Source organism: Pseudovibrio flavus, from assembly GCF_009711345.1.
Taxonomy (GTDB): domain Bacteria; phylum Pseudomonadota; class Alphaproteobacteria; order Rhizobiales; family Stappiaceae; genus Pseudovibrio; species Pseudovibrio flavus.
Map to the genome: position 1 here is coordinate 87,513 of NZ_SMMA01000053.1, position 13,609 is coordinate 101,121.

The window sequence follows — 13,609 nt, forward strand, 5'->3', positions numbered from 1 at the left end:
GATTGCCAAGGGCAAAAAAAGCGTTCCCCATCAAAGTGATCACTCACCGGGCCTTGATAATAAGGGTTCTTGAAAGAAGAAGTCTTACGCAATGCCATGTCTTTACCAAATTAAGGTGAGCGCACTAGCAGCGCCCCTATACGGTATTTTGATTAATAGACACGGGAAAGACTTGCAAGGAAGACCAATAAAAAAAGCGGACTGCATAAACAGCCCGCCTTAAAACTATGATGAATATCACTAGGATTATTCGGAGATTACAACGTCTGCGCCGATTTCTTCCGGTGTATCAGCCAATACCAAGGCAGAGGCAAGGAACTCATCCTGCTTGTAGTTGCGAACACGAATAGCTTCGCTATCCTGTCCCCACTGCTCTGCATTCCAGTCTTCATCAACAAACGCAGCAGCCCATACGGCGTCATCATCAAACGCCTTTTCAGCAAGACCGAGCGCAAAGAGTGCGGAACCGGTAATGCTGGTAACAGTATGGATTGCGGAAAGCTCCAGCGGTGTGAATTTGTTGAGCGCTTCGCGGTAGTTTTTCAGAAGCACTTCCTCCTGCGGCTGATGAATAAGACCGCCGATCAGCTGGAATTTGCCGCCCAGACGTTCATTCGCCCAAGCAACCACCGGATCCCAATGCTGGGTTTGGCGTGCAACGAGCTCCTGAGGCGCATCGGCACGGTAACAAACAGCATCGTTGCCCGCATAACGGGTTACTTCGTCAGCAACTTCGTCAAAGCGGTCGGCAACCGCGTCGATAGCGGAGTGTGCAAGACGTGTCAGTGGCATTGTTGCAGGGTCAATCATCTTGTCCTGCAGTTCCCACTCAGCTGCAACGGCTTCAGCCACATGCTCACGGTCAAAACTCAGCGCACGGCGGCCAGGAGTTTTAACAGTGCGGCCATCAAGCAAAATTGCGAAAGCACCATCGCGTTCTTCAACGCTTACAAGTTCATAGAAGCGCTTAGGCAGTTCACGGCGGGAAAGTTCCTTCGCCCGTTCAACCGGATCAACCGGACCCTTGGCAATATCTTCTGCGAGTTGTTCAAAAATCTCACGCATTACGCGACTTCCTCTGCCCAGTCCAAAACCTCTTTCAAGGTTGGGACCAATGTACTGAATCGATCGATAACGTGGCCCGCGCCGGCGCGCACCAATTCGCGCCGCTTGTGATAGCCCCAGCTCACGCCAATGCCATGCACACCCGCATTGCGGGCCATCAACATATCGTAGGTGGTATCGCCCACCATGACGGTATTGTTTGCTTCAATGCCTGTCTCTCCCATCGCCTGAAGCAACATACCCGGATTGGGCTTGGAAGGGGCACGGTCAGCAGTTTGAATGGTCACGAACATGTTGTGCAGACCATGCACGTCAATCATGTGCTTCACGCCGCGCATATGCTTGCCCGTTGCAATACCCAGCAGCACGTTGTCCATTGCCGCAAGCTCCTGCAGCACTTCTACAACGCCTGGATAGAGCGGATCATAGTCTAGGTTCAGCGCTCTACGAGAGAGCTTTTCTCTACGAAAAGCCTCGGAGATCTGCGGCACTAGATCATAATGCTCCGGCCCAGCTAGCTGGGCAATCGCATGATCAAGCGACAAGCCAATCGTATCAACCACAGCGTCACGGTCAGGCGCAGCCAAACCCACTGCCTCAAAGCCAACCTCAATACCCTGTAAAACAGAATGCTGGCCGTCGACCAGCGTTCCGTCACAATCAAATACGATCAGATACATGCACGTGACATCCCGATTGTTGGCGAGCAGATGCCAGCCAACCGTTTTTTATCAATCCGGCTCGTGAAGGTCCGGGTCGTAGTCATCAACGGAAAGACCAAGCAGGTTCCATGTCTGCTGCATGTGCGGAGGCAGCGGCGCGGAAACATCGATCTCACCCTGACCAGATGGATGAGGAATGATGATACGGCGCGCAAGCAAGTGCAGCTTATTCTGGATACCGCCCGGCAGATCCCAGTTCATGATGTTGAAGTACTTCGGATCACCAATGATCGGGTGATTCATATGTGCAGCATGAACACGCAGCTGGTGAGTACGACCGGTAACAGGACGCATAGCAATCCATGCCAGCTTCTGGCCAGACTGCTCCACCACCTTGTAGTGACTCACTGCGTGCTGCGCGTCATCAGAGCCGTGCTTTACGACTTCCATCTTCTCACCAGACTCATCACGGCCCATGTAGGTCGAGATGCGGCCGTTACGCGGCTTAGGAATACCAGCAACCATTGCCCAGTAAATCTTGCGCGTATTGCGATGGCGGAACGCTTTGGTCAGTTCCTGCGCAGCCTTACGGGTCTTCGCAACCAGAATGACACCAGAGGTTTCACGGTCCAAACGGTGTACCAAGCGTGGCTTGTTGCCGTTACGATCTGCAAATGCGTCCAGCATGCCGTCAAGGTGACGGTTCACGCCTGAGCCGCCCTGCACTGCAAGACCGGCAGGCTTGTTCAAAACCATTACGTCACGGTCTTCAAACAGCACCATCTGTTCGATTGCCTGACGATCGCTTTCTACAAGCTTGCGGGACATCGGCTTGGCGTTCTTGCGGTCATCGGCCTGTACCGTCACACCCAGCGGCGGGATTCGGACCATCTGGCCCTCGATCACTCGGGTGGAGGTATCAGCGCGCTTTCCGTCCAGACGGACCTGACCGGTGCGCAGCAGTTTTTGCAAGCGGCCAAAGCCAAGATCCGGATAGTGGACCTTGAACCAACGGTCGAGGCGCATGCCGCCCTCGTCACGCACCACTTTCTTTTGTGTAATGCCGCTCATCAAACGGGGTCCTTGAGTTCTTGTATGCCTCCTGCATTGCGTATGGGCGCAAGCGGGCATTTTTCTTCTATAAAAATTCTTGGCACCATGTGACAGGCTCCGGCTTAAAGTGCAAGACCCTAACCGCCCAGCGCCTCAAAAACATCGTCGGATTGTGCCTGCTACCGTTAGGCCGCGAAGAAGTGGCGCGTTGCTGCAAGACCGCAGAAAAGCGCGCCAATTGAAAGCACGACAGATGCTGTAACATAGATAAAGGCCAGCCACGGCTCACCGCGTTCCCAAAGAACAGCAACATCCAGTGAGAAGCTGGAAAAGGTCGTAAAGCCGCCAAGAAAACCCGTCGCAATAAGGAAGCGTAGTTCGTTGGAACCGTTCAGCTTCTGCGCCAGAACCTCTACAAAAATGCCCATAATGAGCGAGCCTAGTATGTTGACGGTTATCGTTCCCCATGGAAAGGCAGGTCCAAGGTAACGCAGATACGCCAGTGAAATCATATGGCGACAAGCTGCGCCCATTCCGCCGCCAAGGGCAACTAGGAGCAAGTGTTTCATCGGGTGGTCTTCGTCCAAATTCGCTGTTGTGTCCCTTACTCTTATTATGGCTTGGCAACACGGGACTTCGCACACCCCTTTAACGGCACTGTGCTATTCAACCAAGCTTTTCTTTTAGTAGCTGCCTGCATCGATCAATCAGATCTGGATCAGCCTTGAGGTGCGGCTCTTCTTCTTCGAGAATCGCAAGAAATGCCTCTTTGAGAGCACTGTTGCGCCGCTCTTCCAATGCATCCCCTTCAGCAATCGCTGCCAACTGACACGTTTCCATCAAAAGATTGATGAGACGCTCTGCGGCGTGAAGACGGCCCCACAGGTAATCATGCTCGCGCCACCTCCTGTTAAAGAAGGCACCAAATGACTGAAGACGAATACCTTTGAGTTGCCCTGCCTCTGTTCCAAGGGCACGGGCATCGACAGGACTGATGCGCTCAACCTCGATTTCTCCGATCTCGGGAAACTCGAAGGACTGCTGAACTGGCAGCGTTATAACGTCATAAAACGCAAAACCCAAGTAGGCCTCGGAAATTCCGCAAAATCCGCCGCCTTTACCCATGATATGGCAGGTCTGGAAGATCATTTCATCGTGCAACTGATCGAGGTCTTGCAACCCCATGAGTTTTGCGGCGAGCGCCAACCCATCGCGAACAGCATCTTCACTATCAGGCATCGTTTGAACAAGTTCAGCAAGGACCGGAGAAGGTTCACCGTAGAACTTTTCTTCCCAGCGAAGCCGCAGGTTGGAGATCTGTTCGTAGACCACGCCCTTCAACGAGTTCAGCTCTTTGATGCCAATCTCGTTATTGATGAACTGCTTGGTGCCGTAAAGATTATTCAGCGTGCCGATGACGAAGCGCAACCGCCGTACGCGGTAGTCAACATCAAGCCCGCGGAAGAAAGTCAGCAGCCGGTCATTAAGCCCGTTTCCGTAAAGCGGGTCATGAACACTCTCCTCTTCCAGATAGCGGGAGATTGCACCTTGCAAGGCCTCGGTCGTTTGCTCAACACCAGCTTGGGCTGCAAGGTGCTTGAGGAGCTTGGCGACCTTGTGCACCAGTCGCTCCCGCTTAAGCTGCGGGTATCCGGCGTAAGAAAATCCGGCGTTGATTTGCGCCTGCTGGTTTGCCTTTCGGCGGGTCAGCGTCATTTGCTCTGCTGTCTTGGGAAGCGCAAATTTGGGACCGAGGATTTTACTCAACTCCGCTTTCACTTGCGGACCAGCGGCGACAATGACGGCCTGTGCCCTGCGCGAGCGCTGGTTGATGATCTCGATTTCTTCAAGTTCATCGCCAATCGGCTCATTGCGCGGAATGTGAGCAAGAGAAGCAACGATAGAGCGGAAGAAACCCGGCTCCTGCATTTCACCGAAAGGGACATCCCCGCCGATTGCTGAAGGGCGCGGATCAACATAAACAACGCGGCGCACCACCTGCCGCACTGCCGGACGATCAACAATCGCCTCGATGACAGGACGGAAAGGCTTGTTCATCACCACGCTGCCGTCGATATAGAGCTGGCTGCGTCCACTCTCTTCATCTTCGTCAAGAACATCGCGAATGAAGGAACGCCGGTGCGGCCAAGCAAGCCCTTTATGCTCCAACACGCGGTCCATCTCTGCAATGGTCATGGGCGCAAAAGCACCAGGGAAAGACGAACTAGCTCTAGCAGCAAACACGATATCCGGAATGCTCTTGAAGTCCATCTGACTTTCAAGATCGAGAGGCTCGGAGTTCGTTGCTCTAAAACCCAGTATCTTGCGGTGGTCAATCTCTTCGATGAATGGCGGGTCGTACAGTTTGATACGCCGGCGCGTTCCGTGAAAATCGGTCAGCGTAGCAAACAAATCGAGTGACTGGCCCTGAGGGATAAGCGTTCCGCCCCGATTGAACTTCTCCATCTGGCGGCAAGCATCAAGCATCCAACCCGTAAAGCGGGAGCCGGAGAAAGGCGGGGCAAACCAGCGCTGTCGCATGAACAGGTTGAGCTTGGCTCTAACCTCACGATCTTCAGGCACATTCTCGACGGTTAAACCAAACACCTTGCGGATAACCGGCACGCTGAGCGACTTAACATACTGGCTCATGCCCTTTGGCTTTTGGCTTAGCCAGCTAATGTCGGCCCTCTCAAGCCATAAATCACGGTGGCCATCCAGCGGCAGATCATGAGCCAAAGCCCGTGCCAGCATGATACCGTTGATACCGCCAGCGGAAGCGCCGGATATGGCGTCAATAACAACGCGCAGCTCCATATCAGGCATAAAGCTAGAGAAAATCCGGTGGTAGGCTTCTGCGCTTTTCGTCAGAGGTCGCTGGTCAATAGCCTCTTCCTGCCCGTCGGCATCAATCTGGCTTTTACCTGAGGGCGACCACCCTTTTTCAGCAAACTTGGCAGCGCGTTGGAGGTTGAGCATCTCACGCGTTACGCCATGCATGTAAACAGCAAGCGAAACACCGCCGTAAAGCACCAATGCAAGTCGCAGCTCAAGCTGTCTCATCTGCGCTTATCCTCCATTCCAATTTCTGCGTTGATTTGCCCGCAAGAGCAAGAGGAACTGCAGCAATGCCTTAATGCTTTAGGAATACTCAGTCGCGGCTACGCTCTGTCCGCAGCCGTTGCCAGTAAGAAAGGCGCTTGCGAATATCGCGCTCGAACCCTCTTTCTGGCGGGTCGTAATAGGTCTTGCGGCCCATCGCTTCTGGAAAGTAGTTCTGGCCGGAAAAACCATCCGGCGCATCGTGATCGTATTGATAGCCCTCGTTGTAGCCCATCTCTTTCATAAGCTTTGTAGGGGCATTAAGAATGTGCTTGGGCGGTACCAAAGAACCGTTGCGCTTGGCGTCTGCAACTGCTGCCTTGTAGGCCACATACACCCCGTTAGACTTGGGCGCTGTCGCCAGATAAACGCAGGCCTGCGCCAAAGCCAATTCCCCCTCAGGAGAACCGAGCATCTGATAGGCATCACGGGCCATATTCGCCTGCACCAGCGCTTGCGGGTCTGCAAGGCCAATATCCTCGACAGCCATACGAATAAACCGGCGAGCGATGAACATCGGGTCTTCACCGCCATCCAGCATTCGGCACATCCAATAAAGTGCGGCATCAGGATCTGATCCGCGAATGGATTTATGCAGCGCAGAAATAAGGTTGTAGTGCCCGTCCTTGGTCTTGTCGTAGATGGGCGCACGGCGCTGAATAATCTGCACCAATTGCTCAGGGGTAAAGACCTCCCCGTCATTGGCACTACGCCAAACATCTTCTGCAAGCGTTAGGGCGGAGCGGCCATCACCGTCGGCCATAGAGGCAAGGAGAGCCCGTGCATCATCATCAAGCGGAAGAGACTTTTCCATCACCTCTTCTGCGCGCTTGAAGAGGTCTTCCAGCGCATCAACATCGAGGCTTTCAAAAGTCAGCACGTGAGAGCGAGACAAAAGCGCTGCATTAAGCTCGAAGCTAGGGTTCTCCGTCGTAGCGCCGACGAGCGTGATGGTGCCGTCTTCCATAACCGGCAAAAAACTGTCTTGCTGAGCACGATTAAAGCGGTGAATCTCGTCTACAAAAAGCAGTGTGGATCGACCGGTCAGTCGCCGCGCCCGCGCCTGATCGAAAATCTTTTTAAGGTCCGCAACTCCGGAGAAGATCGCCGAAGTCTGCTCAAAGGCAAGATCAGTAGCGTCAGCCAGCAGGCGGGCGACAGTTGTTTTTCCTGTGCCCGGAGGCCCCCAAAGGATGAGTGAACCAAGCGTACCGGAACGGAGCATGCGACTAAGCACCCCCTGCTCTCCCAAAAGGTGGGATTGCCCTACAACTTCATCCAGCTTTGTCGGGCGCAAGCGATCAGCAAGTGGCCGCTTGCCAGACTGGTCCAGCCCTGATGCTCCGAACAGGTCACTCATCAAATTACCTTCAAAAGGCGCAGTCGCCTTCTTTCTTCAAAAACAGCTTTTGCCTTTGGCGTTAGCGAACAGCAATGGTTCGCACACGCCCGTCGCGCAAGAACTCGATACGCCAAACATTAGGCCGCTCTTTTGAAAGCTGCTCAAGGTCGCGAGTATCTTCAATCACCTCGCCATTCACACCGAGCAGCACATCGCCAGAACGAAGGCCGATATAGGCCGCATTGGAACCGCGTTCAACCTGCGCAACTACCACACCCTCATAGACTGATCCCATACGCAGCTCTTCTGAAACTGCCGGAGAAAGGTTCAGAACAGTCAAACCTGCAAATGGAGAGCGGCCACCAATGGAGCGCTCATCACGCGGTGTGGTTTCCGGCGCTGCTGCAAGTTTCACCTTGATCTCGAAGACCTCCCCTCCACGCGATACTGTAAAGGAAGCTTCGGCACCAAGTTTTTGCGTTGCAAGACGATAACCAAACGAATCTGGATCATTAATCTGCGCCTCACCCACGGCAAGAATAAGATCACCAACCTCAAGACCAGCGTTTTCCGCAGGACTATCTGGATGAACATCAGTCACCAGCACGCCCTGTGGGCGTTCAAGGCCAAGGCCCTCGGCGATATCTGAGGTCACAGCCTGTAGGCTCGTTCCAACCCATGGGCGGCGCACATAGTCACCGCTCGTTGAAGCATCGGCAACCACTTCCACCATATTGGCAGGAATAGCAAAGCCGATCCCGTTAGAGCCGCCGGAGCGAGAGAAAATCGCGGTATTGATGCCAACTAAACGCCCTTTAAGGTCAACAAGCGCACCGCCGGAGTTACCCGGATTAATAGCCGCATCTGTTTGAATAAAGAACTGGTAGTCGCTCACACCCACTTGGGTTCTAGCTACAGCAGAAACAATGCCTTGCGTTACGGTCTGGCCAACACCAAACGGGTTACCGATAGCCAGAACAAGATCACCCACTTCAAGGTCGTCAGAGTTTGCAAACTGAACAAACGGGAAATTGCCCTCGTCGTCTCGAATACGCAGAACAGCCAAATCCGTCCGCTCGTCGCGAAGAACAATCTCCGCGTCATATTCACGGCGGTCAGAAAGTGCCACACGCACTTCATCGGCATCTGCAATTACGTGGTGGTTGGTAATGATGGTGCCATCTGCGGAAATGATAACGCCGGAACCAAGAGAGCTTTGAACGCGCTTACGGGTATTAGGTGCACTTCCACCGCCCATATCACCAAAGAAGCGGCGGAAAAATGGATCGTCAAAAAACGGCGAACGCTGACGCTGCTGAACAGTGCGGCTGGCGTAGACGTTTACGACTGCCGGAGCGACGTTCTTCACCACTGGGGCAAAGGAGAGCTTAATTTCAGCTGCCGAAGATGGAACTGCAGTCTCTTGAGCAACAGATACGCCCACCTGTGACACTGCCCCTGCTAAAAATGCACAGGCAAAGAGACTAAGTGATCGTGCAGCAAATCGACGAGCCATATGTAATCAACCCTTTTAAGCGTGGAAGAAAGCCGGTGCCCCAGCGCAGCATCATTTTAGATAAGGGTGGTATATAAAAATGAAAAGACCGATCTTTTAGAGTGCGGGATAACGCACACACTAAAAGACCGGTCTCTGCAGTTTCCTATAGGATTATGCAGCTCTCACTTTTCCGAGGAAGTCTTCCACGAGGCGAGAAATCGCATCGGCTTGTTCGCCAAGCTGATCAGCTGCGATCAACACGCCGTTTGCCTCCTGCCCTGCTGTGCCTGCAATATCGCTCACGCGAACAATGGCACTAGAAACCTCGGAGGAGCCTGTAGACACCTGCTGGATATTCTCCGAGATCTCGTTGGTTGTGACAGCCTGCTCTTGAACAGCACTGGCCACAGCGTTGGAGACATCATTCATTTTGGAAATAACGCCTGCAATCTCGCGGATTGCAGCAACCGCCTTTTCCGTTTCCGCCTGTACAGCCAACACCTGCGCCGAGATTTCACTTGTTGCGCTTCCTGTCTGGTTGGCAAGGCCCTTCACCTCAGCAGCTACAACGGCAAACCCACGACCGGCTTCCCCTGCTCTTGCAGCCTCAATAGTTGCGTTAAGCGCCAGCAGGTTTGTTTGGTCTGCAATATCGCTAATGAGGGATAGGATCTCGCCAATTTTTCGGGCAGCTTCCATCAGTCCGCTGACCGACGTTTCAGCATTGCTTGCCATTCGGGTTGCTTCCACCGCGATTTCAGCAGAATGACGAACGCGCTGATCAATATCTCCAACAGTTGCAGAAAGCTCCTCAGTCGCAGAGGCAACTGCCCGTAGGTTCATTAGGGACTGCTCAGAAGCAACGGATACGGTCTGCGCTTCCTCATTGGTCTGGCGGGAGATGCTTGCCATATGTTCGGCATTCTGCCGAAGTGCCTGAACTGCCGTCGCAACGGGGGCCAGACTTTCACGCACCTCGCTATCAAACTGCCTATTGATAGCTTCTAAAAGCTTGGAGCGCTCATCCTTTTCCCGCTGATCAGATTCCTGCTGGCGCTGCATTTCCTTCTCGCGGCGAAGCGCACCTCTAAAGCCCTCTATAGAAACTGCGATAGCGCCAATCTCACTCCCTTCACGTGTTTTGGGTAGTTTGGCATCCAAGTCACCGCCAGCAATCTCGGCAATAGCGCGACCCAACCTTGTTAGCGGCAAGCTAATCGCCCGCGATATAAACAGGGCAATGATAACCACGACCAGCAAGACAGGAAGGCTCGTCCATAGAATGGATTCGCGAAGCGCGTAAACTGGCTTCATCGCTTCTTCGATGGCAAGTTCCGACACCATCACCATCTTCTCGCCGAACAAATCAACAGACGTCGCCGCAGTCATCATGTCCGAATTGGAAGTGTGAGCATAGCCGGTGTCGAGCTCCGTATTGCCCACTACAAACGGCGCAACGATGGTGCCAAGTGGCAAATCTGGATCAAGCAACTGGGTTGAGGCAAGTGCTCCGCTCCGATCCACCAGATAACTCTGATAGGAATCGCCAGCAGGTGAGCGAACCTTCAAGACACCATCCACAAAGCTAGGATTCAGGCGCAGAACAATAGCCCCTCTGAATACTTCTTCGCCAACGTTTTCAATAAACACCGGGCTGGCGACAAACATCGTGTTCTCGTTATCTGCCGGAGCATAAGAACCTACCGGAGTTGCAATATACTCGCCATTTGGGACTGTCTTCACGCTTTCAAAAACATCAAACAGTGCAGTATCGGCAACGACAGGGTCGCTAATGTTTTTGAGAAACTCTGGCCCTTTGGTTACCGTGTAAACGATACGGCCAAATTCATCGATAATGAGCAGATCAGCGTAGTTATCGTCCTGCCAAGCGGAGAAGAAGTCGCTATGGATCATCTCATGCTTGGTGGTGTAGAGGCTGGAGTTATCACCAACCAGCTGAGCCCTTTCTTGTGATGAAATTCCATCCTTCTGGAAATAGTCTACCACCGGCTTGAGGTTGTCACCCATCAGGTCCAGAGCCAGTATAAGCTCGGAAAACAGAACCCTCGCACTCGTGCTATCGGTCAGGCCAACAAGCTCGGCAGCTGCATCCATCTGCTCCTTAACAAGCAGTTCCCGCTTACTATCAGCAACAACATCTAGCTGTCTGGTAACGTCCGCTAGAATAGTCGTACGGGCGCTATTCTGGCTCACTAAACCTATTGCCAGCCCGCCAAGCACCGTTAGTCCCACAAAACAAAGCGGTAGAAACAAACGAAGACTACGCCCAAATCTGATTTCCGCTATTCGGCCCTTTTCAGACCTTCCCTCACGCTCTTCAAGCACGACATTCCCCCAAAACACAGCAATCTGCAAAGCAGTTTATGAAAATTGAAGAAATTAGAGGGCCTAGGGGGTTAATACAGTATTTCAAACTGCCCCCAGTAGGTAGACGGCCCTATAATATTGCCCTTACGTGAAGCGCATTAAGTACACTTACCTTCTGAGTAGAAAGCAAAAAAGGCCCGCAAATCATGCGAGCCTTTTTGAATGTCTATAGAGCTAGCGGCTTACGCTGCTCGGATATTCTCAAGGTAGTCTACAACCATCTTACGCAGAGCATCTGACTGCTGGGTCAGGCGGTTTGCAGCTTCCAACACTTCAGAAGCCTCATGACCAGCGCTTTGTGCGATACCGCTCACGCGGGTGATCGCTTCAGCAACCTCGGAAGAACCAACGGTGACCTGCTGAATGTTGCCGGAGATATCTGTCGTTGTAACAGCCTGCTCCTGAACTGCTCCAGCGATGGCAGTCGATACTTCGTTAACAGTGCCGATGACGCCAGCAATGTTCTTGATCGCAGCAACAGCCTTTTCAGTTTCGCTCTGTACGGCCTGAATCTGCACACCAATCTCGCCAGTTGCCTGACCGGTCTGGTTTGCAAGGCCCTTAACTTCCGCTGCAACAACCGCAAAGCCTTTACCAGCTTCACCAGCACGAGCAGCTTCAATAGTAGCGTTAAGTGCAAGCAGGTTGGTCTGTTCAGCAATGTCATTAATGATAGAAACAACTTCACCAATACGCTGAGCAGCATCCAGAAGACCGTTCACAGACTTCTCAGCGTCAGATGCCATATCCTTAGCCTGCTGAGAGATGTCTGCAGAGCGACGAACTTCACGGCCAATCTCGCCAACGGTTGCAGAAAGCTCTTCAGCAGCGCCAGCAACAGCCTGAAGGTTCATCAGAGACTGTTCAGAAGCAGAGGATACGGTCTGTGCTTCGTTGTTTGTCTGGTCAGAGATGTTCGCCATGGACTTGGCGCTTGCCTGCAAGGTAACACCAGCATGGCCAACGGTATCCAGAATAGCGCGAACGCCTTCGTCGAAGTGGGTATTAAGCTCTTCCACACGATGAGCACGGGCTTCGCGTGCAACACGCTCTTTCGCCTGCTCTTCATCAAGTTCACGAGCGCGTCTCAAACCATCACGGAAGCTGGACACAGCAGAACCGATCTCACCGATCTCGTTCTTGAGGTGCGCATCGCTCACTTCAATTGAAAGGTTGCCACCTTCGATCTCGCGCAGGTTTGCAGCAAGGCGAGACAGCGGACGGGAGATGCGGCGCGCAACAAAGAAGCCAACGACCATCACAACGATGCCGGCAACGCCGCCACTCAGCAGCATAAAGTCGCGCAGTTCATAAACACCGGCAAGCGCTTCGTGACGATCAATCTCGGAAACTACAACGTGATTTTCTTTACCTTCAATACCCTGGAAGGCATAGAACTTGTCGCCGTTATCAAGGAAGAATGGATCCTCAGTGCCAAACTTGGCTACGTTTTCCTTAACGTATGCCATCAAGGCAGGATCAAACTTTTCATCCAGTGATGTAGGCGTCTCGGAAAGTGGCTTGTTGGAAAGAACAACACCATCGCCGCGAACGAGGAAGGTCTGACCGGTTTCGCCCATACCCTTACGAACAGACATTACGCCTTCATAAAGGTCTGTGTTGAGGCGAACGATAAGCATGCCCTTGTCTTCAGGACCGCCGAAGCTCTCAACAATAACGCGCTTACCGACAAAGATAGAAGGTTCGTTGCCAGCAAATTTGTAGTGCTGCATTTCGCTCACTACAACGTCGTTCTCTTTGGTCTTCAGAATTTCTTCTGCGACTTTGCCAAGAGGTGAACTTGCAACAGCGCTGTCCTTAACGTTCAGCAGGAACTCGTCGCCCTTGTTTGCGGAATAGATAATATCGCCAGCGGTGTTAAGCACCAAAATGTCAGCGAAGTTACCTGCTCTCAAAGCGGATACGAAGTCGTCATGTACTTCGTTGTGGCGCCAAGAATACATAGTGCGATGGGAGCGACCATCCAACTCGCGGCGCTCAGCCAAAGACAGATCAGGATTCTGATAGAAAGCGCGGACTTCTGCTTCTTCATTCGCCATAGAGGAAAATGCTTCCTGCAGATCCACAACAGTCATGTTTACTGCGTTGGAAGTGGACAGACGATTGATGTCTACCAGCGTACCGTCCATGAGACTGCGAACCTGATCCTGACGAAGGTCAGTGATGGTCGCCAGCTCTACGCTTTTGGCTTCAACAAGTGAGTCTTGAGCTACCTTGTAAGCAATGCTGCCAATCACAGCACTAGAAACAATCGCCAAGCCCGCCATGAGCAAAGGCAATTGAACAGCAATCCGCCTAAAACCGCCCTTTTCGGTTTTGCGTGCAGATTTGTTGTCTTCGGTCACATCCATAGTAACGCCCCTGTAATATCGCTGAGGATATATAAGGGTGACCATAGTTAACCTGTGATTAATTCAATCAAACAGAACACGCATAAATTTCATTTTATCACAGTCAGCCAACCAAAAATCGAAGGGT

General features: G+C 52.6%; 9 protein-coding genes. All 9 read right to left on the minus strand.

Annotated features, from left to right (window positions below; genetic code table 11):
* Nucleotides 1–246: 246 nt before the first annotated feature.
* The 9 genes from E1162_RS04105 to E1162_RS04145 all read right to left on the minus strand — a co-directional run bounded on the left by E1162_RS04105 (nucleotide 247) and on the right by E1162_RS04145 (nucleotide 13,482).
* Nucleotides 247–1,065 carry an ATP12 family chaperone protein gene (locus tag E1162_RS04105; RefSeq protein ID WP_155127192.1) on the minus strand — a complete coding sequence of 273 codons (819 nt, stop codon included), beginning with the start codon at nucleotides 1,063–1,065 and terminating at the stop codon, nucleotides 247–249.
* Entirely contained in the window at nucleotides 1,065–1,745 is a 681-nt protein-coding gene (locus tag E1162_RS04110; protein WP_155127195.1) for an HAD-IA family hydrolase, read from the minus strand. The genes E1162_RS04105 and E1162_RS04110 overlap by 1 nt, the downstream gene beginning before the upstream one ends.
* A gap of 51 nt (nucleotides 1,746–1,796) precedes the next feature.
* The gene (locus tag E1162_RS04115) at nucleotides 1,797–2,798 is read right to left on the minus strand and encodes an RluA family pseudouridine synthase (protein ID WP_155127198.1); all 1,002 of its coding nucleotides are present in this window, start codon (nucleotides 2,796–2,798) and stop codon (nucleotides 1,797–1,799) included.
* Between the two features lie 167 nt (nucleotides 2,799–2,965).
* Nucleotides 2,966–3,349: a fluoride efflux transporter CrcB gene (gene crcB / locus E1162_RS04120; RefSeq protein ID WP_155127201.1), complete on the minus strand. Its 384-nt coding sequence runs from the start codon at nucleotides 3,347–3,349 to the stop codon at nucleotides 2,966–2,968.
* 97 nt (nucleotides 3,350–3,446) lie between these two features.
* Complete coding sequence (locus E1162_RS04125) at nucleotides 3,447–5,843, minus strand: patatin-like protein (protein ID WP_155127204.1); 2,397 nt, start codon at nucleotides 5,841–5,843, stop codon at nucleotides 3,447–3,449.
* 88 nt (nucleotides 5,844–5,931) lie between these two features.
* A complete protein-coding gene (locus E1162_RS04130; protein ID WP_155127207.1) occupies nucleotides 5,932–7,242 on the minus strand; it encodes a replication-associated recombination protein A in 1,311 nt (436 codons plus the stop codon).
* Nucleotides 7,243–7,303: 61 nt separating this feature from the next.
* Nucleotides 7,304–8,740 carry a DegQ family serine endoprotease gene (locus E1162_RS04135; protein WP_155127210.1) on the minus strand — a complete coding sequence of 479 codons (1,437 nt, stop codon included), beginning with the start codon at nucleotides 8,738–8,740 and terminating at the stop codon, nucleotides 7,304–7,306.
* A 153-nt stretch (nucleotides 8,741–8,893) separates the two neighbouring features.
* Complete coding sequence (locus E1162_RS19670) at nucleotides 8,894–10,936, minus strand: methyl-accepting chemotaxis protein (protein ID WP_155127213.1); 2,043 nt, start codon at nucleotides 10,934–10,936, stop codon at nucleotides 8,894–8,896.
* A gap of 356 nt (nucleotides 10,937–11,292) precedes the next feature.
* Nucleotides 11,293–13,482 (minus strand): methyl-accepting chemotaxis protein, encoded by a 2,190-nt coding sequence (locus E1162_RS04145; protein WP_155127216.1) that lies wholly within the window; start codon nucleotides 13,480–13,482, stop codon nucleotides 11,293–11,295.
* Between the last annotated feature and the right edge of the window lie 127 nt (nucleotides 13,483–13,609).

Coding starts and splice junctions, on each gene's coding strand:
- E1162_RS04105 (WP_155127192.1), bottom strand. CDS start 1,065: ATGCGTGAGATTTTTGAACAACTCGCAGAAGATATTGCCAAGGGTCCG.
- E1162_RS04110 (WP_155127195.1), bottom strand. CDS start 1,745: ATGTATCTGATCGTATTTGATTGTGACGGAACGCTGGTCGACGGCCAG.
- E1162_RS04115 (WP_155127198.1), bottom strand. CDS start 2,798: ATGAGCGGCATTACACAAAAGAAAGTGGTGCGTGACGAGGGCGGCATG.
- crcB (WP_155127201.1), bottom strand. CDS start 3,349: ATGAAACACTTGCTCCTAGTTGCCCTTGGCGGCGGAATGGGCGCAGCT.
- E1162_RS04125 (WP_155127204.1), bottom strand. CDS start 5,843: ATGAGACAGCTTGAGCTGCGACTTGCATTGGTGCTTTACGGCGGTGTT.
- E1162_RS04130 (WP_155127207.1), bottom strand. CDS start 7,242: ATGAGTGACCTGTTCGGAGCATCAGGGCTGGACCAGTCTGGCAAGCGG.
- E1162_RS04135 (WP_155127210.1), bottom strand. CDS start 8,740: ATGGCTCGTCGATTTGCTGCACGATCACTTAGTCTCTTTGCCTGTGCA.
- E1162_RS04145 (WP_155127216.1), bottom strand. CDS start 13,482: ATGGATGTGACCGAAGACAACAAATCTGCACGCAAAACCGAAAAGGGC.